The sequence below is a fragment of the Variovorax sp. 10L426 genome (assembly GCF_056395305.1).
Genome location: NZ_JBFTJF010000014.1, coordinates 133,803 through 157,354 on the forward strand (window position 1 = coordinate 133,803; position 23,552 = coordinate 157,354).

21 protein-coding genes are annotated in these 23,552 nt (G+C 65.2%); 12 read left to right on the plus strand and 9 right to left on the minus strand.

Annotated features, from left to right (window positions below; genetic code table 11):
- Window positions 1-5 precede the first annotated feature (5 nt).
- The 6 genes from AC1DHL_RS20720 to AC1DHL_RS20745 form a co-directional block, all read right to left on the minus strand.
- Window positions 6-4,067 carry a translocation/assembly module TamB domain-containing protein gene (locus AC1DHL_RS20720; RefSeq protein WP_478163207.1) on the minus strand — a complete coding sequence of 1,354 codons (4,062 nt, stop codon included), beginning with the start codon at window positions 4,065-4,067 and terminating at the stop codon, window positions 6-8.
- 13 nt (window positions 4,068-4,080) lie between these two features.
- Window positions 4,081-5,970 (minus strand): autotransporter assembly complex protein TamA, encoded by a 1,890-nt coding sequence (locus AC1DHL_RS20725; RefSeq protein WP_478163208.1) that lies wholly within the window; start codon window positions 5,968-5,970, stop codon window positions 4,081-4,083.
- Window positions 5,971-6,021: 51 nt separating this feature from the next.
- Entirely contained in the window at window positions 6,022-6,939 is a 918-nt protein-coding gene (locus AC1DHL_RS20730; protein ID WP_478097812.1) for a 2OG-Fe(II) oxygenase, read from the minus strand.
- 164 nt (window positions 6,940-7,103) lie between these two features.
- Window positions 7,104-8,291, minus strand: a complete 1,188-nt coding sequence (locus AC1DHL_RS20735) for a vWA domain-containing protein (protein WP_478097813.1) — start codon at window positions 8,289-8,291, stop codon at window positions 7,104-7,106.
- 6 nt (window positions 8,292-8,297) lie between these two features.
- Complete coding sequence (locus AC1DHL_RS20740) at window positions 8,298-8,912, minus strand: GNAT family N-acetyltransferase (protein ID WP_478163209.1); 615 nt, start codon at window positions 8,910-8,912, stop codon at window positions 8,298-8,300.
- 21 nt (window positions 8,913-8,933) lie between these two features.
- Window positions 8,934-9,788 carry an AAA family ATPase gene (locus AC1DHL_RS20745; protein WP_478163244.1) on the minus strand — a complete coding sequence of 285 codons (855 nt, stop codon included), beginning with the start codon at window positions 9,786-9,788 and terminating at the stop codon, window positions 8,934-8,936.
- Window positions 9,789-9,939: 151 nt separating this feature from the next.
- Between AC1DHL_RS20745 and AC1DHL_RS20750 the strand changes: the two genes are divergently transcribed.
- On the plus strand, window positions 9,940-10,623 hold the full coding sequence (locus AC1DHL_RS20750; protein ID WP_478097819.1) for a c-type cytochrome: 684 nt from the start codon (window positions 9,940-9,942) through the stop codon (window positions 10,621-10,623).
- Window positions 10,624-10,692: 69 nt separating this feature from the next.
- On the opposite strand, the gene pcaG is transcribed toward AC1DHL_RS20750, so the two are convergent.
- Both pcaG and pcaH read right to left on the minus strand, forming a co-directional pair.
- Window positions 10,693-11,298 (minus strand): protocatechuate 3,4-dioxygenase subunit alpha, encoded by a 606-nt coding sequence (gene pcaG / locus AC1DHL_RS20755; protein WP_478163210.1) that lies wholly within the window; start codon window positions 11,296-11,298, stop codon window positions 10,693-10,695.
- 13 nt (window positions 11,299-11,311) lie between these two features.
- A complete protein-coding gene (gene pcaH / locus AC1DHL_RS20760; RefSeq protein WP_478163211.1) occupies window positions 11,312-12,043 on the minus strand; it encodes a protocatechuate 3,4-dioxygenase subunit beta in 732 nt (243 codons plus the stop codon).
- A gap of 101 nt (window positions 12,044-12,144) precedes the next feature.
- On the opposite strand from pcaH, the gene AC1DHL_RS20765 reads away from it, so the two are divergent.
- The gene (locus AC1DHL_RS20765; protein ID WP_478163212.1) at window positions 12,145-13,104 is read left to right on the plus strand and encodes a LysR substrate-binding domain-containing protein; all 960 of its coding nucleotides are present in this window, start codon (window positions 12,145-12,147) and stop codon (window positions 13,102-13,104) included.
- Here AC1DHL_RS20765 and AC1DHL_RS20770 read toward each other — a convergent pair.
- Entirely contained in the window at window positions 13,080-13,514 is a 435-nt protein-coding gene (locus AC1DHL_RS20770; protein WP_478097826.1) for a DUF1841 family protein, read from the minus strand. The two genes, AC1DHL_RS20765 and AC1DHL_RS20770, sit on opposite strands and share 25 nt — an antisense overlap.
- Before the next feature lie 235 nt (window positions 13,515-13,749).
- On the opposite strand from AC1DHL_RS20770, the gene AC1DHL_RS20775 reads away from it, so the two are divergent.
- The 10 genes from AC1DHL_RS20775 to AC1DHL_RS20820 all read left to right on the plus strand — a co-directional run bounded on the left by AC1DHL_RS20775 (window position 13,750) and on the right by AC1DHL_RS20820 (window position 23,550).
- Window positions 13,750-14,700, plus strand: coding sequence for a LysR family transcriptional regulator (locus AC1DHL_RS20775; RefSeq protein WP_478163213.1), 951 nt, complete (start codon window positions 13,750-13,752; stop codon window positions 14,698-14,700).
- A 170-nt stretch (window positions 14,701-14,870) separates the two neighbouring features.
- The gene (locus tag AC1DHL_RS20780; protein ID WP_478163214.1) at window positions 14,871-15,380 is read left to right on the plus strand and encodes a cupin domain-containing protein; all 510 of its coding nucleotides are present in this window, start codon (window positions 14,871-14,873) and stop codon (window positions 15,378-15,380) included.
- Window positions 15,381-15,409: 29 nt separating this feature from the next.
- On the plus strand, window positions 15,410-16,417 hold the full coding sequence (locus AC1DHL_RS20785) for a hydroxyquinol 1,2-dioxygenase (RefSeq protein ID WP_478163215.1): 1,008 nt from the start codon (window positions 15,410-15,412) through the stop codon (window positions 16,415-16,417).
- Between the two features lie 218 nt (window positions 16,418-16,635).
- Window positions 16,636-17,094: a nuclear transport factor 2 family protein gene (locus AC1DHL_RS20790; protein WP_478163216.1), complete on the plus strand. Its 459-nt coding sequence runs from the start codon at window positions 16,636-16,638 to the stop codon at window positions 17,092-17,094.
- 171 nt (window positions 17,095-17,265) lie between these two features.
- Entirely contained in the window at window positions 17,266-18,729 is a 1,464-nt protein-coding gene (locus AC1DHL_RS20795) for an aldehyde dehydrogenase family protein (RefSeq protein WP_478163245.1), read from the plus strand.
- A gap of 5 nt (window positions 18,730-18,734) precedes the next feature.
- Window positions 18,735-19,802, plus strand: a complete 1,068-nt coding sequence (locus tag AC1DHL_RS20800; protein ID WP_478163217.1) for a maleylacetate reductase — start codon at window positions 18,735-18,737, stop codon at window positions 19,800-19,802.
- Window positions 19,803-19,855: 53 nt separating this feature from the next.
- The gene (locus AC1DHL_RS20805; RefSeq protein ID WP_478097835.1) at window positions 19,856-21,115 is read left to right on the plus strand and encodes an ABC transporter substrate-binding protein; all 1,260 of its coding nucleotides are present in this window, start codon (window positions 19,856-19,858) and stop codon (window positions 21,113-21,115) included.
- A gap of 133 nt (window positions 21,116-21,248) precedes the next feature.
- Window positions 21,249-21,968, plus strand: coding sequence for an ABC transporter ATP-binding protein (locus AC1DHL_RS20810; protein WP_478097836.1), 720 nt, complete (start codon window positions 21,249-21,251; stop codon window positions 21,966-21,968).
- 4 nt (window positions 21,969-21,972) lie between these two features.
- A complete protein-coding gene (locus tag AC1DHL_RS20815) occupies window positions 21,973-22,674 on the plus strand; it encodes an ABC transporter ATP-binding protein (protein WP_478163218.1) in 702 nt (233 codons plus the stop codon).
- A gap of 15 nt (window positions 22,675-22,689) precedes the next feature.
- Window positions 22,690-23,550 carry a branched-chain amino acid ABC transporter permease gene (locus tag AC1DHL_RS20820; protein WP_478097840.1) on the plus strand — a complete coding sequence of 287 codons (861 nt, stop codon included), beginning with the start codon at window positions 22,690-22,692 and terminating at the stop codon, window positions 23,548-23,550.
- Window positions 23,551-23,552: the final 2 nt, after the last annotated feature.

Sequence of the window (23,552 nt, forward strand, 5' to 3'; positions counted from 1 at the left end):
CCAGTTCAGTCGAACCGCACCGTGTAGATGAGGTCAAGGCCGCTGGGTTGTCCCGCTTGTCCGCGAAGCGTGAGGCGCTCGGTGAGGTCATAGAAGATGAAGAGTGTGCCCAGGGTGCCGGCCAGGCTGCGTTCGTAGGTAATGTAGAAATCCCGCGCGAAGCGCTTGCCGACGGTGACGGCCGAATCGCGCACGTCGCCACCGCTGCCCGGGCCCTTGAAGCCGATTTCATCGAGGCCGAAGCGGCTGGCGAGCCCGCCGCCGGTCCCGCCACTGCCGAGACCTCCGAGGATCGCCAGTGCAGCCTGCTGCAGGATGACGGATTCGCCGCCGCTGGTGGCCGACGCGCGCCCCAGCATGAGCCACGAAAGCGTCTCCTGGTCCGACAACTGCGGATCCGAATACAGCCGCACACGCGGTGATTGCGCGGTACCGGTGATGGCAACGCCGGCGCGCTGCTGAATGTTGGGCCGGATCGCCAGGATGTCGAGTTGCGGATTGTCGACCGGCCCGTTGAAGCGCGCGATCCCGGTTTCGATGGTGAGCTGCTGTCCGTAGGCGCGGTATTGGCCGCTGACGGTCCTGACCTCGCCCATGACGCGCGGCAGGGCGCCCAAGGCAGTACTGTGAATGTCGAGCTTGCCCGCAAGCCGCGTCGTGATGCCGTGTCCCTGCACCGCGAAATCATTGCCGAGGTCGAAGCTCACCGTGATGTCCGGCGGCTTGGCCGTCCGTGGCGTGGCGCCCTGTCCTTCGTTGGACTCGGCCAATCTTTTCGCTTCTTCCTGCGCTTCGCGGTCCCGGGCTGCCGACCGGATCACCACGTCGCCGCCGAGGCTGGGCGCGGTCTGGTCAGGCAGGATGATGACGGCGCGGTCTGTCTTGAGGTCGCCGCGCACGATGAACTGCCCGCCGTCGAGCTTGGCCTGCAGATCGCCAGAGAGGGTTATCTGCCTATCGGACCGCACCAGCATGCGCAGCGAGCGCAATTGGGCCTGCACGGCCATGCGGATTCCAGAACCCGATCCGGCGGCGGGCGCAGCGCCCCACGCCAGTTCGCCCTTCGCCGACAGCGTGCCCCCGTCCCTCGATGCTTCACTCGCCGCGGTGCTGATGTTGCCGCCCTGGCCGGGAATGCGCGTCTGGCTGCCGAGGCCGCCCTTGAGGGTGAACTCCGTGATGTCGACGTGGTTGCCGGCGAGCGTGGCCCGCAGGCGTCCCTCGCGCAAATCGAGCCCGTCGACCAACGCGCGCAAGGCAAGCTCGTCGGCGCCGAGCGTGCCGTTCCATAGAGGTTCGGCTCGATTGCCGGAGAGGGTTGCGTCGGCTTGCAGCGTGCCGGCGATTCGCCATCCCGGTGGCGCCAGCATCGACCAGACGCCAAGGTTGGGCATTCGCGCCGTGACGCGACCCGCCAGTGGCGCGTCCGGCGCCCACTGCCAGCCGGCTTGGCGCTTCTGAAGCCGTGTGCTGGCCTCGACGTGGATCTCGCCCGCCCGCTGGCTTTCCCACGCCAGGCTGCCGCGCACCGTGTCGCCTTCCGCATCGAGCTTGAGTTCGGCTTGACTCAGACCCGCTGGCGTGCTGACGCCGGGGCCGGCTGCGTCCATGGTGGTTTCGCTGGCCGTGCCGGTGCCGTGGCTGGTGATGCGGGTGACCAGTGCGGCTTCGCCCGCCTGCACGCGAATGTCGCCGCTCTCACGCGCGACGCGGACATGTGCGCGCAGTGCGTCTCCGGCATCGATGTCCCATTCGCCATTGAAGAGCAGGTCGCCGCTGAAGCCGATTCGGGCGAGCGCACCCGTTTCACCGGCCGCCTCCAGCCATGCCATGGGCAGGCCTTTCAGTTGGCCCTTGGATTGAAGACGGATGGCGCGGGCCTCACCCGACCCGCTGCTGCTGAAGCGGGTCGGCTGCCAGTCGATCGTCACCGTGCCGGGGAGGGGGCCGTGCAGTTCCGCACCGGCGCCCGTGCCCTCGATGTCCAGGCGCGACGAATCGCCGTTGACGGTGCGCACGGTCGCGCTGATGGGTCGGCGCAATTCCAGTGTCCAGGGGCCGGGGCGCGTGCTGTCCTTGAACTGCGCGCGCAGAGTGGCAATGGCGGCGTGCCACTGGTTGGCGCGTTCGATGCCGCCGCTGGCGCGCGTGTCGAGGGTGAACTTCTGGGTACCGGTCGTCGCCTCGCCGCTGAGGGTGAGCGTGGCCTGCGCGAGGCTGCCGGACAGCTCGGCGCGTACGCCGCTGAGCGCGACCGAAGTCGCTTCCCCAGTCTCGGGTGGCGGAAGTCGAAGGTCGAGTTTGGGAACGGTCAGTGTGGCCTGGAGCGTAGGCTCCACGCTGCCCGGCGGTGCCGGCGCGTTCGCGTTCTGCAGGCGGCGCTGCACCGCCTGCCATCCGCCTTTCCAGGTGGCGTCGAGGCGTGCGTTGCCTTGGACGGCCGCGCCGGCAAACACCTCTTCCAATTCGGGTAGGCCTTCGATCCAACGCTGCAGTGCGACGGCGTCATCGATCTGCGCGCGGACCTGGCCATCGCCGGTCGTGGGGGCGATGCGCCCTTGAAGCCGCGCAGTACCACCGGGAACAACGAGATTCAGGTTGCCACTGCCGGCCTGCTGCTCTACCTGCAGTTGCAGGCGACCATCGATGCTGGCGTGCTGGGCTTCGATGCGCAGGGACTTGAGGTCGAGCACCTTGTGCTGCCACTGGCCTTGCGCGTTCGCGCGCTCGAGGCGCAAGCCGTGCAGGCCCGCGCCGCCTGTGGCGCGAAGCGCAACGTCGAACCGGATCGCATCGCCTTGCTGATCGGCCTTGGCGGTGCCGCTCAGCGGCGCGCCGGCAAGCTCGGTGTGCAATTCGCCGAGCTGGACACCGCTCACGGTGGCTTGTGCCTGCCAAGGGTCCGGTGCCGGGCTCCAGTTGCCTTCGACCTGAATGCGTCCGCTGCCCAAGTGCACCGTGGCCTCGGGCAGTGTCCAGGTCTTGCCATCGAATTCGACTTGCGCCTCTGCCTGCTCGATCGGCAACTTGCCCGTGTCCCAAGGCCCGGCGATCGCATTGCGGATATTGGCCTTGGCCTTCCAGTTCTTGTCGCCGGCGATGGCGTCGGGGCCCGCCTCGATCTCGCCGGTCAGAAGCGTCGCAGGCGCTTGGGGCCAGAGACTGGCGACGTCGAGGTTCTGAAACTCTGCATGGGCGTCGATGACGGGTTGCGGCTGCCACGGCGCGATGTTTGCCTGCAACTGAGCGCGCATCGGCGCCTCCGCGTTTTCCTCGACGGGCTGGAGCTGCGCATTCACGGCGAGACGGGCGTCCGATCCGGACAGCGTTCCGTTGGCGGACGCTTCAGCGAGGATGTTGATGGCGCGATCCTCGCCCAGCAGCGCACGCACCCGGCCGTTCACCTTGGCGTCGATGGCCATGGGCGCCGGGCCTTGGAGGTCGACGTGCGCGCCGTAATGACCGTCCGCCACATCCACGCCGTTGATTTCAAGCACGTGATGCTCGTTGCTGTAGCGATAGCTGCCCTCGAGCTTCGTGGCCTGGAGCGCCGGCGGGCCGGCCCAGCGCAGGTCGTCGATGGAGAACGGCAGCTCGATCTCCACCGGCAGCACGATCTGCTGGAGCGGCTCGACGGACTGATCCTGGGGCGGGCCGCGTTTTTCGATCAGCACCTGGCCGGCATGCACTTCGCCGAGTTGAACCCTGCGCCTCAGCAGCGGAGCGAGTCGCCACGAGATACGCGCGTCGTTCACTTCCACCGCAAGGGTCTCGCTCTGCCAGCGCAGCCATCCGATGCGCCCGCCGGCGCGCAGCGAGCCCGACACGTCGCGGCTCTCGAGCGTCTGGCCGGCGGGCAGGTAGCGGGCGGTTCGTGCCAGCGCGAATGCCAGCGATTCGTCCGAGCCGAGCCACCACCATGCGCCGGCCGCCAGCGCCAGCACCAGCGTGACCAGGACCGTCACCGACCAGCCGATGAAACGCAGCACGCGCCCGCCGCGTGAGCGAGGCGGCGGTCCCGGCGGCAACTCCGGCGTTTGGGACGATTCGGGCGTTTCGGTCGACATGGCCTCGAGCATCTCAAAAGGTGAAGCCCAGGCGCAGATGGAGCCTGAACTCCTTCACTTGCACGCCGTAGGCCACATCGATCTGAACCGGTCCGATGGGGCTTCGCCATCGTGCGCCGACGCCGACACCCACCTTGGCCTCCATCTGGTCGGGCTTGTCCGCCACTGCGCCGACGTCGACGAAGGCCGCGCTTTCCCAATCCGTGAATTTCCCGTCGTAGACGAAAGGACGCAGGTACTCGATGCTGCCGACACCCAGATAACGTCCGGCGATGACCTGGCCGTCGGGCTTGACCGCGCCGATGGACCGGAATCCGTAGCCGCGCACCGTGGTGTCGCCCCCCGTCAGGAATCCGAGCGTCGACGGGATCTGCGCACTGTCCTTTGCGACCACGGCCCCGGCTTCAGCGCGCAACTGGATGCGGGCCTCCCGCGTCTGCGTGCGGTCGCCGTTGTGCACGCTGCCGGCGGGCACGAAGCCGGTCCAGCGCGCGTAGGTGCGCGTGAAAGGATCGCGTTCCCCGCTCAGCGTGTACCCCGCGCCGAGCTCCAGCGAAATCCCGTAGCCACGGGTCGGCGCGGCTGCGTTGTCGAAGTAACGACCGGTCCAACCCCAGTTCAAGCTCAGTGCCGAGGCTGCGGGCGGCGGGAGGAAGCCGTGGTTCACCGCGTAGTCGTATTGCAGGAAGTAGCTGCGGTCGATGTGGTCGCTGTTCTGGTTTTTCCCGCCGCGCAGCCGGCCGCTGTCGACCGTGTAGCTGCCCGAGACTTCGCTTTTCAGCTCGGCCGAAGTGAACGAGCGCCACCCGTTGTCGCCCGGGATCGCGCTCCATTCGGTGCTGAGCGCCTGCTTGTCCTTGTCGAGCGAGAGCTTGGAAACCGCACGCCAGCCGAGCAGCGGCATGCTGTTGTGGATGTGGTCGAGCGAAAGACGCGGGCCGCTGTCGGTTGTGAAGCCGATGCCGACCACCACCCTCTGGAACGGCGCCTCGCGCAGTTGGGCGATGACGGGCGCGAGCAACGGGTCGGTGTCCCGCGTATCGAGCGTGAGGAAGACGGATTCGAAAAATCCGCTGCTCGCCAGACGCTGCTGCGCATCGAGCAATTGCTGTTGGTCGTAGTCCGACCCAAAGGGAACGCGTGCGATCCTGCGGATGCTCTCGGCGTCATAGCGCTGATTGCCCTGCACCACCAGTGGGCCGAAGCGATATGCCGGACCGGATTCGTAGGTCGCGCTGAGTTTGGCCTCGCCGTGATCGGCGTCGATTTCGGCGCGGCTCGAAACGATACTGCCTGTGGGGTAGCGTCGTGCCGTCAGGCTGCGAAGCGCGGCGGCCTTGGCGTTGTCCCAGGCTTGCTGGTTGAAGGTCTGGCCTTCAACCAGCGCCCAGCCGGAGCGGATCGCGTTGCGGCGCGCGTCGGACTGTGGGTCTTCGGCAATCGGGCCACTGAAATCGATCTGGACTTCGCGCACCCGGGTGAGTTCGCCCGGCTCGACGGTGATCTTGACTTCGCGCGGTGTCTTGGCGCCGGGCGTTTCCCGCATTTCGAGCGTGAGGGTGGGCGTGAAGTAGCCGAGCGTATTGAGCAGCTCGCGGGCGTTGCCCTCTGCGGCCACCATCAGCCGCGAGAGCTCGACAGCGCCGAGGTCATCGAGTTTCTTGTAGCGCTGGATCTCCAGATTGCGCACGAGGAAGTCGCGGACCGAATCCGGCGCCTGCACATCGACCGAGAACGACCCGCTGCCCGACTCGCTCGAGGCTCCCGCGACGGGCGTTGCCGATGTATCCGTCTCTTCGTCCTGCTTTTGTGGCAGCAGGCTGCATCCCTGGAGAAGAAGGATGCTTGCAAACAACAACGCCGGCATCCAAGCCGGCGTGAGAGATGGAACCGCCCAACGCATGCGGCCATTCTGACAGCATGGACTTCGGCCGCCGGGCGGCCATGCCCCCCGTCAGCGGCCGATGAGCTTCCGTCCCAGCATCCAGACAAACGGCGGGACGATCATCCGCGCGATGGCCTTGGCTTGGTCGATGCGCTCCGTACGCATGAATCTCGATGCGGATTCGTCGCCGAGACGCTTGCCCGCCACGGGACTTGTATAGAAGTACGCGGCGACCGAACGCCGGGGGCGTCCGTCGGGTGTCTGAAGCGGCTTGGTGTGACCGTGGTAGCTCACGGGACCGTGCGGCAACAGGATCGTCCGTCCGAACTCGGGCTGGATCGAAGTCACGCAACGATCGGCCTTCTTGTCCCAGAGCTCCAGCGCCGAGCCCCATTCGGGATCCCATCCCTTGTTGAGATAGGTGATGAAGACCATTGCGTTACGCAGGCCGATTTCGCGATGACGATTGAAATCGCGATGCACGGCGAAGGTCGCGCCATTCCTGCTTTCGTGAAGGCCGCCGCCGAGCAGCTTCGGATCCGTGAGGAGATACGGAACCCCGGTGATCGACGTCAGCCACTCCGTAAACCAGCCTGAGCTGACGATGTCGAAGTAGAGTTGCGATGCCGCCTGCAGCGAGACACCCGGGATCGAACGCCGCGTGGATTCGTACTTGGTCTTGACGTCCGTCCAGCCGGACTTGGGAAGCTCGTCGAACTCCGCTGCCACGAGTTCCAGCAGCGCCGGATGAAAGAGGCCTTCAAGGACGAGGTACGGGAAGGGTTTGGCGTTTGCCAGTTGCTCTCGGAGTTGCGCGCATCGCTCGGGCGCGAAGAACGACCGGTCGACCAATTTGGCAAGCGGCAGTTGCACGCCCCTGATGCAGACATAGTCCGCCGAGGGTTGGAACAGGGCATCGAGGGACCCCGATGACCACGGCTGCTCATGGAGCGGGGCATCGATCTTGAACGATGGCAGGGCAGACATGGCAGCACCTCCTCGGATTCTGGGACTTATGGCTATTGAATCCTTGAGTCGTCACTTTAGTGCAAGGAGGGCATTGCGTGACAGATTTTTTACCAATTTATCGAAATGTAAGCGCGCAACCCCAATAAGAAGGAGGCGCCGGCCCCTTGCCTGTCACAGGGTTGTTACTTGGAGAGCAGGCGCATCGCATCCTCGAGGCCCCGCAGCGTGAGCGGATACATACGGTGGGACACCAGTTGCTGCATCACCGCGATGCTCTGCCGGTATTGCCAGACGCCCTGGGGCTCGGGATTGATCCAGGCGAATTTCGGAAATGCGTGGGTCAGGCGCTGGATCCACTCCGCGCCCGCCTCTTCGTTGTTGTATTCGACGCTGCCGCCCGGCTGGAGGATTTCGTAAGGGCTCATCGTCGCGTCGCCCACGAAGATGAGCTTGTAGTCCTTGTTGTACTTGCGAATGATGTCCCAGGTCGCGAACTTCTCGGAGTAGCGACGGCGGTTGTTCTTCCACATGAAGTCGTAGACGCAGTTGTGGAAGTAATAGAACTCTAGGTGCTTGAACTCCGTCTTGACGGCCGAGAACAGCTCCTCGACGCGCTGGATGTGCTCGTCCATGGTGCCGCCCACGTCCATGAGCAGGAGCACCTTCACGTTGTTGTGGCGCTCGGGCCGCATCTTGATGTCGAGGTAGCCCGCATTGGCGGCGGTCTTGCTGATGGTCTCGTCGAGATCCAGTTCGTCCTCGTGGCCTTCGCGCGCGAACTTGCGCAGCCGGCGCAAGGCGACCTTGATGTTGCGCGTGCCGAGCTCCTGGCTGTCGTCGTAGTCCTTGTAGGCGCGCTGGTCCCAGACCTTGACCGCGCTCTTGTTCTTGCCGGCGCCGCCGATGCGCACGCCCTGCGGGTTGTAGCCGCCATGGCCGAAAGGCGAGGTGCCGCCGGTGCCGATCCACTTGTTGCCGCCTTCGTGGCGCTCCTTCTGCTCCTCGAAGCGCTTCTTGAGCGTTTCCATGAGCTCGTCCCAGCCCATCTTCTCGATCTTGGCCTTTTCTTCGGCGGTGAACTCGCGCTCCAGCGTCTTGCGCAGCCAGTCGAGCGGCACTTCCTTGGTGAAGTCGGCGAGCATCTCCACGCCCTTGAAGTAGGCGGCGAAGGCACGGTCGAACTTGTCGTAGTGCTTCTCATCCTTCACGAGCGAAGTGCGCGAGAGGTAATAGAAATCGTCGAGGCTGAAAGCGCCGTCGGAATTGGGGCCAACGACATCGGCCTGCAGCGCTTCAAGCAGGGTCAGGTATTCCTTGACCGATACCGGCAGCTTCGCCGAACGCAGGGTGTAGAAGAAGTCGATCAGCATGGCGAATCACTCCTGGGCCGGCTGGCCTGAGCGGGGCTTGTCCAACAGGTAGAGCAATTGAGCGCGCACTTCGGGCCATTCTCCCGAGCGAAGGCTGTACATGACGGTGTCGCGGATCGTGCCGTCGCGGCGCAGCGCATGACCGCGAATCACGCCGTCCTTCTTTGCGCCAAGGCGCTCGATGGCACGCTGTGACGCGTGGTTGAAATTGTCGGTGCGCCAGCCCACCACGTGGCAACCCAGCGCGTCGAACGCGTGCGTGAGCATCAGCAGCTTGCAGGTGGTGTTGACGTGCGTGCGCTGGCAGCGCTTGGCATACCACGTGTAGCCGATCTCGACGCGCTTCACCGGCGGCAGGACGTCGTGGAAGCTCGTGCTGCCGAGCACCGTGCCGCTGGCTTCGTCAGTCACGGCGAAAGCGAAACGGTTGCCGGCCTCGCGCATCTGCAGCGCACTCTCGATGTAGGCGCGCGTGTCCTTCGGCTCGGGTACCGAAGTCACGCGGATGTTCCACAACTCGCCGTCGGCGGCCGCGGCGCGCAGGCCTTCTTCGTGGTCGAGCGACAAAGGCACCAAGGCGATGCCGCGCGCCTTGAGCGTGACAGGTTCAACGAAAGCCATCGTCAGGTCCTTCGGGGCGACTCAGCGGTTGTTTCGTTGCATGAAGACGAGCTTTTCGAACAAGGTCACGTCCTGTTCATTCTTGAGTAGCGCGCCGACCAGCGGCGGTACCGCGACCTTGTCGTCCTTGCTCTGGAGCGCTTCGAGCGGAATGTCCTCGGCAACCAGCAGCTTCAACCAGTCGAGCAGCTCGGAGGTCGAGGGCTTCTTCTTCAGGCCGGGCAGGTTGCGCACGTCGTAGAAGGTCTTCATCGCGGCGGTGAGCAATTCCTGCTTGAGGCCGGGGAAGTGCACCGCGATGATGCTCTTCATCGTTTCGGAATCGGGGAACTTGATGTAGTGGAAGAAACAGCGGCGCAGGAACGCGTCGGGCAATTCCTTTTCATTGTTGGAGGTGATGAACACCACCGGCCGGTGCTTCGCGCGGACGAGCTCGCGCGTTTCGTAGCAATAGAACTCCATGCGATCGAGTTCGCGCAGCAGATCGTTCGGGAATTCGATGTCGGCCTTGTCGATTTCGTCGATGAGCAAGGCGACCGGCTCATCGGCCGTGAAGGCCTGCCACAGCACGCCCTTGACGATGTAGTTGTGGATGTCCTTGACGCGCTCGCCACCGTCGACGTCCGCCAATTGCGAGTCGCGCAGCCGGCTCACCGCGTCGTATTCGTACAGGCCCTGCTGGGCCTTGGTGGTCGACTTGATGTGCCACTGGAGCAGCGGCAGGTTGAGTGCCTGCGCCACTTCTTCCGCGAGCATTGTCTTGCCGGTGCCCGGCTCGCCCTTGACGAGCAGTGGTCGTTTGAGCGTGACGGCGGCATTGACCGCGAGCATCAGATCTTGTGTGGCGACGTAGTTGTCTGAACCCTTGAATTTCATGGAAGGCATTGGGCAGGGTGGTTGAAAGAACACAACATTGATCTGTGCTGCGGCGCATTCCGACTGCCTCGCTCATGGGGCCTCGCAAAGAGCCCCCATATAATCAAATGTTGATTAGAACCTTGTATCTCCACGAGATTGTGCGCGCAAAATGAACAAGTTGTTGACCACGATGTTTGCCTTCGCTGTCGCTTGCGTGACGGTCTCGGCTCAAGCCCAGAAGATCACGGGCAATGCCGAAAACGGCGCCAAGAAGACCGCGATGTGCATGGGCTGCCACGGCATCATCGGGTACCAGGCGAGCTTTCCCGAGATTCACAAGGTCCCGATGATCGCGGGACAGAGCGCCACCTACATCGTCTCTGCGCTCACGCAATACAAGGGCGGCGAGCGCAAGCACCCGACCATGCGTGCCATCGCCGACACCCTGAACGAGCAGGACATGGCAGATCTCGCTGCCTACTACAGCCAACTCGGCCTCAAGGAAGGCGACGCACCCCCGCCCGCCACCGCCAAGGCACCCAGCGAGCACGTACAGGCCCTCATCGCGCGCGACAAGGACAACGCTTGCACCAAGTGCCACGGCGCCAACTTCAACACCCCCAACGACGGCACGGTCGCCAAGCTCGCCGGCCAGCATGCCGACTACCTCTACGTAGCGCTCAAGTCGTACAAGGTGCAGAACCGCCCGAACGTCGGCCGCTCGCACGCCGTGATGGGTGGCCAGGCCAAGAAGTACACCAACGAAGAGCTCAAGGAACTCGCCACCTACATCAGTTCGCTGCCCGGCGATCTGAAGACAGTGCCTGAGTCGCGCTTCCACCACGAAGAGTAGTCAGAGCCTCATCAACGACAAAGCCCGCTCTCGAGCGGGCTTTGTCGTTTCTGGCGTTGCTTCGCTCGATCAGACGTCGAAGAAGACCGTTTCCGCGGGACCTTGCATGTGGATGTCGAAACGGTAGGTCACCGCGCCGCCCGATTCGCTGCGCTTGGCGATCAGCGTGTTGCGGCGCTCGGCCGGCACGTTGTTGAGCACCGCGTCCTTCGCGTTGGCGGCGGACTCGTCGCTGAAGTAGACGCGCGTGAAGGCGTGCAGCAGCATGCCGCGCATCATCACGATCACGTTGATGTGCGGGGCTTCGCCGGAGGTCTCAGGACCGGGCTTGACGGTGTGGAACACGTACCGGTTCTGCGCGTCGGTGCCCGTGCCGGCGCGGCCAAAGGCGCGGAAGCCGATCTCGCTCGCGTGGTCGACCGACTGCGGGTATTCGCCGGTGCCGTCGGGCTGGCTGATCTCGACCAGCGCGTCGTTGATCGGCTTGCCATCGCCGTCGATCACCTGGCCTTCGAGGCGGATGCGCTCGCCGCGCGCGCCGTCAAGTGCGACGACCGCGTCGAAGGGTTGGTCGAAGTCATAGCCGTACTGGGTGGCAGCCAGCCCGTAGGCGAAGTAGGGGCCGACCGTCTGCGAAGGGGTCTGGCCGAAGTTGGTTTCGAGTGCGCTCATCATGGTTCGGGTCTCCTCAGCGGGTTTCGAAAGGCGTCTCGTCGGCGCCGCGCAGCACGATGTCGAACACGTAGCCGAGCGCATAGCCGTCTTCCGTGACGTCGAGGCTGAAATCCGAGATCAGCCGGTTGCGAACCTTCTCGGGCGTGCCGGTGATCATCGGGTCGTATTGCAGGAGGGGATCGCCCGGGAAATACATCTGCGTCACCAGGCGGCTGCCGAAGTGCTCGCCGAACAGCGACACATGGATGTGCTGCGGACGCCATGCGTTGGGGTGATTGCCCCACGGGTAGGCGCCGGGCTTGATGGTCAGGAAGCGGTAGCGGCCTTCGTTGTCGGTGAGGCAGCGGCCGGCGCCAAGGAAGTTCGGGTCGAGCGGTGCGTCGTGCTGGTCGACCTTGTGCACGTAGCGGCCGGAGGCGTTGGCCTGCCAGATTTCGACCAGCGTGTTGCGCACGGGGCGGCGGCGGTCGTCGAGCACCTGGCCGGTGAGGATCATCCGTTCGCCGAGCGGCTCACCGTTCTTGCGCGCATTGCGCGTCAGGTCGTGGTCGAGTTCGCCGATGCTGCTGTGGCCATACACCGGCTGGCGCAGTTCACCCAGCGATGCCTTGAGCGGAATCAGCGGCTGGGTGGGGCCGCGCTTCACCGTCGACTTGTAGCCGGGATAGACGTAGGAGGGTTGGCTGGGCCAGTCGCGTGGTGCGAGGTGCGGCAAGCCGGCGCCGGCGGATTTGGAAGAGGACATTCGATTTGTCTCCAGGTTCGTGGGGATGCCCGAACTCTATTCATGCGAAATGCTGATGTAAATTGACGGATTGGCGATTTTTCATAACCAACAGTTATTCAATGCCGAGTTCTTCCGAAGACTTCGTCCGTGGGGTGCAGTTGCGGCATCTCCGTTGCCTGGTGGCCGTTGCCCAGGAGCGCCATCTTGCGCGCGCTGCGGAACGCCTGGCGCTGAGCCAGCCCGCGGTTTCGAAGACCTTGGCCGAACTCGAGGAACTGGCCGGTGCCCGCCTGGTTGAACGCGGCACCGCGGGCCGGCGGGGTATCCAGGGACTCACCGCCGCCGGCGAGCGCCTGCTGGCACATGCGCTGCGGGTGCTGGAGGCGCTCGATGCGAGCGCCCAGGCCGTGATGCCGGCATCGGGGGAGCGTCCACAGCGGCTTCGCATCGGTGCGCTGCCCAGTGTCGGCCCTTTCCTGCTGCCTCCTGCGCTGGCTGCCTTGCGCGAGCGGTTGCCCACGCTGCAAGTGCAAGTGCAGACCGGCGCCAACGCGTCGTTGCTCGATGCCCTGCGCGCAGGCGACCTGGACCTTGTCGCGGGGCGCATGAGCGATCCTCAGTTGATGACAGGCCTGACCTTCGAGTTGCTCTACACCGAGCCACTGGCCGTCGTGGCGCGGTCCGGCCATCCGCTGGCCGGCGGGGCCCCATCCGTACAGGATGTGCTGGCCTATCCGCTGGTCGTCTACGGCGAAGGCACGATTCCGCGTCATCACACGGAAAGTTTCCTCTCGGGGCTCGGGCTGCGCCTGCCGTCGCATGTGACGCAGACGCTGGACCTTTCGGTGGCGCGGGCGTTGCTGGTCCGGTCGGATGCCGTGTGGTTCACGCCCATCGGCGCGGCTTCCGACGATCTTGCGTCGGGACAACTGACACGGCTGGCGATCGACACCGTCGGCACCGAAGAGCCGGTGGGCCTCCTGTTGCGAAGCGATGCCGAACCCTCGCCTGCGAGACAGGCGCTGATCGCCTTGCTGCGGGAGGCGGGCGCGACTCAGTCGCGCGTGGCGCGCCGCTGAACGCAGGCCACGTAGGCGTCGCCGTCGGGCGGCCGACCGGCGCGCTGGCTTTCCCACATCATCTGGCCGAGGCACTCCATGGCCTCATGGTGCGCATCGAGCAACGAATCGCGGCGCACGGCCAGCAGTTCGACGGCCTGCCGTATGCCGCGCGGCTGATCGATCGAGCACTGCTCGCTGATCGACAGATGCATGGAGAGGTGCAGGAAGGGATTTTCGCGCCCGTCCTTGCCGTCGTACACGCGCGCCACGGCGGCGTCGGCATCGGCGAGGTCCGCGTGGTATTCGGGATGTTCGTCGATCCAGCGGCTGGCGATGATTTCGAGCGCTTCCATCGGCTCGCCGCGGCGGCTCTTGGCGAAGACGTCGCAGAAGAAACGACGCACTTCCTCTTGGGAGGGATTGAACATGCGCAGAGATTAGCACCGACCCTCAGGCCGGCGCCGGGCCGCCCCAAGGCGGCCTGCGGCCCCCTTGGGGGGCAGCGAGTACACGTAGTGACGGAGCGTGGGGGCAAATCAGGCCGGCGCCGGGCCGCCCCAAGGCGGCCTGCGGCCCCCTTGGGGGCAGCGAGTACACGAAGTGACGGAGCGTGGGGGCAATATCTCAGCGCATCGGGCCCAGTCACCGCTACATTGCCAAGCCATGGACCGTCTGGAAAACATCGAGACATTCGTTCGCGTCGCGCAGACCCAAAGCTTCGCTGAGGCTGCGCGGCAGATGCGCGTGGCCAAGTCGGTGGTCACCAGCCGCGTCAAGCAGCTGGAGGACCACGTCGGCGCGCCGCTCTTTCATCGCAGCACGCGCGTGGTTCGGCTCAGTGATGTGGGACAGGCCTTCCTGCGCGACTGCACCGAGCTCGTGGGGCGGGCCAACGACATCATGGACCAGATGCGCGACGCGCGGGCCGGCCCCACGGGAACGCTGCGCATTCATGCGCTGACCGGCTTCGTGCTGGGCCATTTCGCGACCTTGCTGCGTGCGTTCCAGGTGAGCTTTCCGGACATCCATCTCGAACTGATCGTGAGCGACGCGGTCGTCGATCCGGTCAAGGCCGGCGTCGATTGCGCACTGCAGATCTTTCCGGCGGCATCGACCGAATTGGTGTCGCGGCCGCTCTTCCCGGTACGGCGCGTTTTCTGCGCCACGCCCGAATACCTCCGCGCGCACGGTACGCCGGAGAGTCCGCGCGACTTGCACAAGCACACGCTGGGGCTGTATTCAGGCTACCCGACGCGCGACCGCTGGACGTTCCACCACCAGGGCGAACAGATCACGCTCTACATGAGCGCCGCATTGCTCACGAACAGCGTGCACCTGCTGCGCGAATACGCCATGGAGCACGCCGGCATCGTCTGCCTGCCGACGCTGGTCGCGGGCGATGAGATCCTGCGCGGCGACTTGCAGGTCGTGCTGGCGGAGCACCAGTTGTCGTCGTTCTCGCTGAGCGCGGTCTACGCCGGGACTTCGCGCAATGCGTTCAAGCTCAGGTTGTTCATCGAGCACATCACCGCGGCATTCACGCGCGTGCCGCCGTGGGACGCGGCCCTGATCGATCGGGGGCTTCTGCCGGAGACCTTGATCGCCGACGCGTGACCGGGGCGTGCGCGGCGCGGCTCGGGCGGCACGGGTAAACCCTGCCGATTGACCGGATTCCGCGAACAATGCGGCCCGGTTTTGATGCCTACCGCAGGCGGTCCCTGTTTCCTACAGTGCATTCACCGCAGCCGAAACGCTGCACTGTTGCCACCCGAGGAGACAAACCTATGACCGCTGCCTACCAGACCCGCTTCGGGTCGCTGAAGCATTTCGAGAAGGGCCACGTCGAGCCGATCGCCGATGACGTCCGCCACTACGCGATGTCGAACTGCTTCGACATCGCGAGCAAGAGCAAGCCGTACGAGAAGGTCGTGTTCGGCCAGAACCAGATCTACGTGCTGGAGACGCTGCGCGCCGAAGGCACCTCGCCCTGGTACACCAGCGCGCACGACGAGTTCGCGCTGGTGATGGACGGTGATGTCGAGGTGCACCTGGTCAAGCTCGATGCAAGCCAGACGGTTGCGGACGAGAACAAGGACGGCGCTGTGCTCGTCAAGGGCGAGCCCAAGGGCCAGAAGATGGGCTGGATGAAGCTCTCGCGCGGCCATCAAGGGCTGCTGCCGAAGAACACCGCCTACCAGTTCCGCGCCGCCGGCGACCCCGGCGTGATCGTCCTTCAGACCTGCAAGGGCGAGCTTTCCGTCGAAAAGTGGGCCGACATCTGCCAGACCCACTGAGTCCCACAGACACATCGAGGAACCAAGCCATGAACGCACCCGCTGAACTCGCCAAAGTCATCGCGTCGCAACCCGACGCCACGCTCGGCTACAAGGACTTCTCGCTCGGCAGCTTCGGCTTCCGCCGTGACGAGTATTTCGCCCACATCACCTGGAAGACCCGTGACGGTCGGCCGATGAGCCACACGATGGACATCGGCAACTACCTGCGCGCGCTGATGCGCGACGTGGCCTGGGGCTTCTTCTACGGATGGGTCAACTTCGACGACGTGGTGGGCACGGTCAATCATTACCAGTCCGTCGACCTCTACGCAGGCAGCTTCAACGGCACGATGAAGGAAGCCGGCATCGACCTACTGGAGAACTTTCCGACCGCGCAGATTCGCGCCACCTTCGAAGCCATGCTCGACGACTGGACCAACGAGAGCTTCGATCCGTTCTCGGCGCCGCAGGAAACCGGCTCACCCTACGGCCGCAAGAATGGCAACAACACCGCCAAGATCACCCGGGCGCGCGAGCTGGCCAAGCGCTGCGTCGGCCTCAAGGGCGACCTCGATCTGCGCAGCGACGAGCGCGGCACGCCGGTCAACCGTGCCTTCGCGGATGTTCCGCAGGGCCAGCCCGAACTGCATCCCGAGCCGGGCTTCGAGAACGACGTGCATGCCTTCAACCTGTTCGGCTTCCTGAGCCGCTCGCAGGTCACGTGGAACCCGAGCTTCACCTCGGTCGTCAAGCACAGCTACATGTGCCCGACCACGGAGGAGCACATCCTGCCGATCATCCACGGCAACGACCGCGTCGAGTGGTTCTTCCAGATGACCGACGAGATCCACTGGGACTGCGGCGACAAGAACACCGGCAAGCCGATGGCGCGCGTGATCATGAAGGCCGGCGACATGGCCGCCATGCCCGCCTATTGCCGCCACCAGGGCTTCAGTCCCAAGCGCTCGATGCTGCTGGTCTGGGAGAACGGTTCGCCCAGCCTCGTCTACGAGATCCAGAAGGGCGAGAGCCCGGAGATCCCGGTGGAGTTCTGACACTCGCCCCCAGGTTGGCTCACTGCGTGTAGCCGCCCACCCCCTGCCGGGGGCAATACCGGCGGCCCGGCGGAGCCGGTTCCGCGGTATTCCTGGTCTTGGGACGTGGCGGTGTCATGCGTGCGAGGAGACCTGAAAGCGGCTCGCGACCGGCGCCTTGCCGGTGCGGGGTCGCGCCGATCAATCATCCGCTTGGACAGCGAAGAAGGAGACTCACCATGGCACTCACACGTCAATCCATGACCGACGAGCAACGCAAGTCGGTGGCCCTCGAGTACCTCAAGGCCTATGACAACGGTGGCGTCACGTCCACCGGGGGCTCGATCCTCGACCTGTTCGCGGAGGACGCGCAGGTCTACTTCCCGAAATGGGGCCTGGCCAACGGCAAGGCGCAGATCGGCCAACTGTTCGGCGAGGTCGGCAGCCGCGGCAAGTCCATCCGCCACGACTACGCGGGATTCAACTGGATCTTTACGGGTACCGACCTGTTCGCCTGCGAAGGCACCAGCTTCGGCGAGCATGCGGACGGGCCCTGGCGGGCCGGCGTGCCCGAATGGGGCGCGGGTCGCTGGTGCGATGTCTTCGAGGTCCGGGACTGGCTGATCCAGCGCTGCTTCATCTATCTCGACCCCGACTACGCCGGCAAGGACACCGCCCGCTACCCCTGGTTGAAATGACACACCCCCAGGTTGGCTCACTTCGTGTAGCCGCCCACCCCCTTGCAGGGGGCAACACCAGCGGCCCGGCAAAGCCGGTTCCGCGGTGTTCCCGGAAATTTGCAGTGACAGCCTAGAGATCCTTATATGACCCTCGCAGACATCCAACGGGCCGCCGGCCTGAAGACACCCATCCGGCGCCAGCTCTTTATCGACGGGCGATTCGTCGACGCCGAATCGGGCGAGACGCTGGCCACGCTGAACCCCTACGACAACTCGACCATCGCCGACGTGGCGCTGGCCGGCAAGGCCGACGTCGACAAGGCCGTGGCCGCAGCGAAGCGGGCCTTTCCGGCATGGAGCCGCATGGCGGCGGCGGACCGTGGCCGCATCCTGCTCAAGCTCGCCGATCTGATCGAGGCCAACACCGAGGAACTGGCGCGCCTCGAATCGCTGGACACCGGCCACCCGGTGCGTGACTCGCGCAGCCTCGACGTGCCGCGCACGGCAGCGTGCTTCCGCTACTTCGGCGGCATGGCCGACAAGTTCCAGGGCGAGACCATTCCGGTGGAGGCGGGCTTTCTCAACTACACGTTGCGCGAGCCGGTTGGCATCGTCGGCCAGGTCGTGCCGTGGAACTTCCCGCTGATGTTCACGAGCTGGAAGATGGCGCCCGCGCTCGCGGCCGGCAACTGCATCGTGATGAAGCCGGCGGAGATCACGCCGCTCAGTTCGCTCAAGATCGTCGAACTGATGGCCGAAGCGGGCATGCCCGATGGCGTGGTCAACATGGTGCCCGGACTGGGCCACCTGGTCGGCCAGTACATCGCCGAACACCCGGAGATCGCGAAGATCGCCTTCACCGGAAGCACTGCGACGGGCCGGCGTGTCGTGGCGGCAAGTGCCGGCAATCTGAAGAAGGTCCAGCTCGAACTGGGCGGCAAGGGGCCGAACATCGTGTTCGAGGACGCCTTCCTGCCCGCTGCGGTCAACGGCAGTGCATGGGCCATCTTCCACAACCAGGGGCAGGCCTGCATCGCCGGTTCGCGGCTGATGCTGCACGAGAAGATCGCCGACGCCTTCCTCGACAAGTTCATCCCGCTCGCGCAGTCGATCCGCCTCGGCAACCCGCTGGACGAAGAGACCGAGATGGGGCCGCTCACGAGTGCGCAGCACAAGGAACGCGTGTTGAGCTACGTCGAGGTCGCGAAAGGCGAGGGCGGTGAAGTGCTCACCGGCGGCAAGTCGCCGGGCGGCGACCTGGCGCGCGGTTGCTTCGTCGAGCCGACGGTGGTGCGCGCGAAGTCCTACCGCGATCGCGTTGCACAGGAAGAGGTCTTCGGTCCTTTCGTCACCGTGCTCACCTTCAAGTCCGACGAGGAGGCGATGGAGATTGCGAACGGCACCGACTACGGCCTCGGCAGCGGCTTGTGGACCAGCAATCTGCAGCGCGCCCATCGCGTCGCGCGCGACCTGCACGCGGGGATGGTCTGGATCAACAGCTACAAGCGCGTGAACCCTGGCTCGCCCTTCGGCGGTGTCGGCCAGAGCGGCTACGGCCGCGAGATGGGCTTCGACGCGATGCGCGAATACACGCAGGTGAAGAGCGTTTGGGTCAATATCGACGCCCAGATACCTCCTCACTTCGCACGTTGACCATCATGCGCGACTTCATCTACACCAGCCATCCGCAGCGCGTCGTGTTCGGCGCGGGCTCACTGCAGCATCTCGCGCGCGAGATCGACGCGCTGGGCGCGCGCCGCGCGCTCGTGTTGTCGACGCCCGAGCAGCGCGGGCAGGCGGAGCGCGTGGCCGAGATGCTTGGCTCGCACGCCGCCGGCATCTTCGACCGTGCGGTGATGCACGTTCCGATCGAGACCGCACGCGAGGCACGCGAAGTCGCGCGCAAGCTCGATGCCGATTGCGCCGTGGCCATTGGCGGCGGCTCGACCACCGGACTCGGAAAGGCCATCGCGCTCGATTCGGGCTTGCCGATCCTCGCGATTCCGACCACCTATGCCGGCAGCGAGATGACGCCGATCTACGGCCTGACCGAGGCCGGGCTCAAGAAGACCGGCAAGGATCCGCGCGTGCTCCCGCGCACGGTGATCTACGACCCGGAACTCTCGCGAACCCTGCCCGTGGGTCTGAGCGTGACCAGCGGCATCAACGCCATCGCGCATGCGGCCGAGGGTCTCTATGCGCAGGACAGCAACCCGGTGATGGATCTGATGGCGCAGGAAGGCATCGCCGCGATCGCGCGTGCCCTGCCCGCGATCCGCCAAGCGGCCGACGACATCGAAGCACGCGCTGATGCGCTCTACGGTGCATGGCTCTGTGGCACCGTGCTGGGCAACGTGGGCATGGCACTGCATCACAAGCTTTGCCACACGCTGGGCGGGAGCTTCAACCTGCCGCATGCCGAAGTGCACACCGTGGTGCTGCCGCATGCGATCGCGTTCAACGCCGAGGCCGCGCCTCGCGCGATGGAACGCATCGCGCAGGCGCTTGGTTCAACGTCCGCACCACTGGGCCTGCAATCGCTCGCTCGCGACAACGGCGCGCCGATTGCGCTCAAGGACATCGGCATGCGTGCCGAGGACCTGGACCGCGCCGCCGATCTTGCGGTGAGCAACCCCTACTGGAACCCGAGGCCCTTCGGCCCGGCGCAGCGCGACGAGATTCGCGCGCTGCTTCAGCGCGCCTTTGACGGCGACCCGCCGCGCTGACGATCCAAGCGATTTGTGCAGGAAGAGAACGAGAACCAAAGAAGGAGACAACCATGACATTGAATCGCAGACAGTTCACCCAGGCTGCAGCCGCTTTGGCGGCGAGTGGCGCCACACCACTGGTCTTCGCGGCCGACACGATCAAGATCGGCTACGTGTCGCCGCAGACGGGACCGCTCGCGCCGTTCGGCGAAGCGGACAAGTGGGTCATCGACCAGATGAAGACGGCCTTCAAGGACGGCATCAGCATCGGCGGCAAGAAGTACGGGGTGCAGATCGTGCTGAAGGACAGCCAGTCCAACCCGAATCGCGCGGGCGAGGTCGCCAATGACCTGATCCTCAAGGACAAGGTTGCGCTGGTGCTCACCGCAGGCACGCCGGAGACCGCGAACCCTGTGAGCGATGCCTGCGAGCTCAACGAACTGCCTTGCATCTCGAGCGTCGTGCCGTGGCAGCCGTGGTTCTTCGGCCGCAAGGGTGATCCGGCCAAGGGCTTCAACTGGACCTATCACCTCTTCTGGGGCCTGGAAGACGTCATCGCCAATTTCACCAACGGCTGGAAGTCGCTGCAGACCAACAAGAAGGTGGGTGGCCTGTTCCCGAACGACGGCGACGGCAATGCATGGGGCGACAAGGAACTCGGCTTTCCGAAGCCGCTGTCGCAGATGGGCTTCACGCTCATCGATCCGGGCCGCTTCCAGAACGGAACGCAGGATTTCAGCGCGCAGATCGCGGCATTCAAGAGCGGCGGCGTCGAGATCGTCACCGGCGTGGTGATTCCGCCCGATGCGAAGACTTTCCTCACGCAGGCGAGGCAACAGGGGTTCCGCCCGAAGATCATCACCTTGGGCAAGGCCTTGCTTTTCCCGGGGGCGATCGACGCGCTGGGGGATCTGGGCGATGGGCTCTCTACCGAGGTGTGGTGGAGCCCTTCTCATCCCTTCACGTCGAGCCTGACCAAGCAGAGCGCCAAGGCGCTGGCCGAGGCGTATGAGGCCGGTACGAAGAAGCAGTGGACGCAGCCGATCGGCTTTGCGCATGCCCTGTTCGAGGTTGCCGCCGACGCCTTGTCGCGCGCCAAGTCGGAGAAGGCATCGGACGTGCGCGATGCCGTCGCCGCGACCTCGCTCGCGACTGTGGTCGGCCCGGTGAAGTGGGGCGGGCAGGGGCCATTCAAGAATGTCAGCAAGACGCCGCTGGTGCTCGGCCAATGGGGTAAGGGCACAAAGTACAAGTACGAACTCACCATCGTGAGCAACGAAGCCGCCCCGAACATCCCCGTCGGCGGCAAGCTCAGGCCAATGCCGACGTGAGCACTGAGATGTCGGTGCATCTTGCTCATCATGTTGGAAACACCGCGGAACTGGCTTTGCCGGGCCGCTGGTGTTGCCCCCCGCAAGGGGGTTGGCGAAGCGACACGGAGTGCGCGAAGCCTGGGGGTGTGTCATGAGTCTTCTCGCGCTCCATGCCGTCAGCAAGTCCTACGGCGCGCTCAAGGTCACGGACGACATCACGCTCGCCGTGACCGAGGGCGAGACGCTGGGCATCCTCGGGCCGAACGGCGCCGGCAAGACGACGCTGTTCAACCTGATCTCGGGTGACGTTCGCGTGGACGCGGGGCGTGTCGAGTACGAAGGCCAGGACGTGACCACGCTCAAGCCGCACCAGCGTTGCCACGCGGGCATCGGCCGCAGCTACCAGGTGCCGCAGCCCTTCGGCAACATGAGCGTCTTCGAGAACCTGGTGACGGCCGCGTGCTTCGGCGCGCAGGAGCGCGAGCAGGAGGCCTGGCAGACGGCGCACGAGGTGCTGGCGCAGACCGGTCTCATGCCGCACGCGAACAAGCCCGCCGGTGGGCTCACGCTGCTCGATCGTAAGCGCCTCGAACTCGCGCGCGCGTTGGCGACGCGACCCAAGCTGCTGTTGCTCGACGAGATCGCGGGCGGCCTGACCGAGCCGGAGGCAAAGCAATTGGTCGAGGAACTCCAGGAGATCAAGGCCCGCGGCGTCACCATGATCTGGATCGAGCACGTGGTGCATGCGCTGCTGTCGCTGGCCGATCGGCTCTTCGTCATCAACTTCGGACAGAAGCTGGCGGAGGGCGAGCCGCGCGCGGTGATGAACGATCCGGAAGTCCGGCGCGTGTACATGGGGATGGAGGCATGAAGGTATGACCGCACTGCTTGCAGCCCACGGGCTCAAGGCCTTCTACGGCGATGCCCAGGCGCTCTTCGGCGTCGACTTCACCCTCTCGCAGGGCGAACTGGTCGCGATCATCGGGTCGAACGGGGCGGGCAAGTCGACGTTGCTCAAGTGCCTGACGGGTCTGGTGCGCGCGCCGCGGGATGCGGTGCACTTCAAGGGCGAGGCGATCGGTGGCTTGCCGCCAGGCGAGATTGTGAAGCGCGGGCTGGCGATGGTGCCGGAAGGCAGGCGCCTCTTTCCCAGCCTGAGTGTCGAGGAGAACCTGCAGATCGGCGGTCTCACCGGCCGCAAGGGGCCTTGGAACCTGCAACGTCTCTACGCGCTGTTTCCGATCCTGGCTGAGAAGCGGCACAACCCGGGCACGGCGCTGTCGGGCGGCCAGCAGCAGATGGTGGCGCTGGGCCGCGCGCTGATGAGCAATCCGGAAGTGCTCTTGTGCGACGAACTCTCGCTCGGCCTCGCGCCGATCGTGATCCGCGAGATCTACGCCGCGATGCCGACCATCACCCGCGAGGGCATGACGGTGGTCATCGTCGAGCAGGACGTGACGATGGCGCAGCGCGTATCGCAGCGCATCTATTGCCTGCAGGAGGGTCGCGTGTCGCTCCAGGGGCGCTCGGATGCGCTCACGCGCGAGCAGATTTCGCAAGCCTACTTCGGCATGTGAGCGAGGAGACATTCCGTGCTTGAAACCATCGTCCAAGGCGTGCTGCTCGGCGGCCTCTATACCTTGTTCGCGCTCGGGCAGTCGCTGATGTTCGGCGTCATGCGGCTCACAAACACCGCGCAAGGGGACTTCATCATCCTCGGCGCGTTTGCCGTGATCGCAGGCACCTCGCTGTTCGGCGATGCGCCGTTGCTGATTTCGCTCGCCGTGCTGCCGATTGCCTTCGGTTTCGGCTACGCGCTGCAGCGCTACGTGCTCAACGGCACGCTGGGCAAGGACCCGTTGCCCTCGCTGGTCGTGACCTTCGGATTGTCGATCGTGATCCAGAACCTGCTGCTGGAGCTGTTCTCGGCCGATCCACGCTCGATCGAAACCGGTGGGCTCAACACCCAGGGATTGCGGCTGGGGGAATCCCTGTCGATCGGGGTGCTTCCGCTGATCGTGCTCGCAGTGGCGCTGGCTGCCACGGCATCGCTGCAGTGGGTCTTCGCGAACACGTCGCTGGGTCGTTCTTTCCGAGCTGTGTCGGATGACCGCGAGATCGCCGAGTTGATGGGGTTGAACGCGAAGAAGGTCTACGCGTTGGCCACTGCCATCGCCTTCGTGCTGATCGCCGTTGCGGGTGCGCTGCAGGGCATGCGCACGACGGTGTCGCCATCCGACGGACCGCTGCTGCTGCTCTTCGCCTTCGAGGCCGTGATCATCGGCGGCATGGGTTCCTTCTGGGGCACGCTCGCGGGCGCGATGATTCTCGGCATCACGCAGCAGATCGGCTTCAGGCTCGATCCGGGCTGGGGCATTTGGATCGGTCACCTGGTATTCCTGCTGGTGCTGGTGCTGCGGCCCCAAGGGCTCTTTCCGAAAACCCGCGGCTGAGG

Coding starts and splice junctions, on each gene's coding strand:
- pcaG (WP_478163210.1), bottom strand. CDS start 11,298: ATGATGAGCGCACTCGAAACCAACTTCGGCCAGACCCCTTCGCAGACG.
- pcaH (WP_478163211.1), bottom strand. CDS start 12,043: ATGTCCTCTTCCAAATCCGCCGGCGCCGGCTTGCCGCACCTCGCACCA.
- AC1DHL_RS20780 (WP_478163214.1), top strand. CDS start 14,871: ATGACCGCTGCCTACCAGACCCGCTTCGGGTCGCTGAAGCATTTCGAG.
- AC1DHL_RS20790 (WP_478163216.1), top strand. CDS start 16,636: ATGGCACTCACACGTCAATCCATGACCGACGAGCAACGCAAGTCGGTG.
- AC1DHL_RS20750 (WP_478097819.1), top strand. CDS start 9,940: ATGAACAAGTTGTTGACCACGATGTTTGCCTTCGCTGTCGCTTGCGTG.
- AC1DHL_RS20775 (WP_478163213.1), top strand. CDS start 13,750: ATGGACCGTCTGGAAAACATCGAGACATTCGTTCGCGTCGCGCAGACC.
- AC1DHL_RS20810 (WP_478097836.1), top strand. CDS start 21,249: ATGAGTCTTCTCGCGCTCCATGCCGTCAGCAAGTCCTACGGCGCGCTC.
- AC1DHL_RS20720 (WP_478163207.1), bottom strand. CDS start 4,067: ATGTCGACCGAAACGCCCGAATCGTCCCAAACGCCGGAGTTGCCGCCG.
- AC1DHL_RS20765 (WP_478163212.1), top strand. CDS start 12,145: ATGCCGAGTTCTTCCGAAGACTTCGTCCGTGGGGTGCAGTTGCGGCAT.
- AC1DHL_RS20800 (WP_478163217.1), top strand. CDS start 18,735: ATGCGCGACTTCATCTACACCAGCCATCCGCAGCGCGTCGTGTTCGGC.
- AC1DHL_RS20730 (WP_478097812.1), bottom strand. CDS start 6,939: ATGTCTGCCCTGCCATCGTTCAAGATCGATGCCCCGCTCCATGAGCAG.
- AC1DHL_RS20725 (WP_478163208.1), bottom strand. CDS start 5,970: ATGCGTTGGGCGGTTCCATCTCTCACGCCGGCTTGGATGCCGGCGTTG.
- AC1DHL_RS20735 (WP_478097813.1), bottom strand. CDS start 8,291: ATGCTGATCGACTTCTTCTACACCCTGCGTTCGGCGAAGCTGCCGGTA.
- AC1DHL_RS20815 (WP_478163218.1), top strand. CDS start 21,973: ATGACCGCACTGCTTGCAGCCCACGGGCTCAAGGCCTTCTACGGCGAT.
- AC1DHL_RS20745 (WP_478163244.1), bottom strand. CDS start 9,788: ATGAAATTCAAGGGTTCAGACAACTACGTCGCCACACAAGATCTGATG.
- AC1DHL_RS20770 (WP_478097826.1), bottom strand. CDS start 13,514: ATGTTCAATCCCTCCCAAGAGGAAGTGCGTCGTTTCTTCTGCGACGTC.
- AC1DHL_RS20785 (WP_478163215.1), top strand. CDS start 15,410: ATGAACGCACCCGCTGAACTCGCCAAAGTCATCGCGTCGCAACCCGAC.
- AC1DHL_RS20805 (WP_478097835.1), top strand. CDS start 19,856: ATGACATTGAATCGCAGACAGTTCACCCAGGCTGCAGCCGCTTTGGCG.
- AC1DHL_RS20740 (WP_478163209.1), bottom strand. CDS start 8,912: ATGGCTTTCGTTGAACCTGTCACGCTCAAGGCGCGCGGCATCGCCTTG.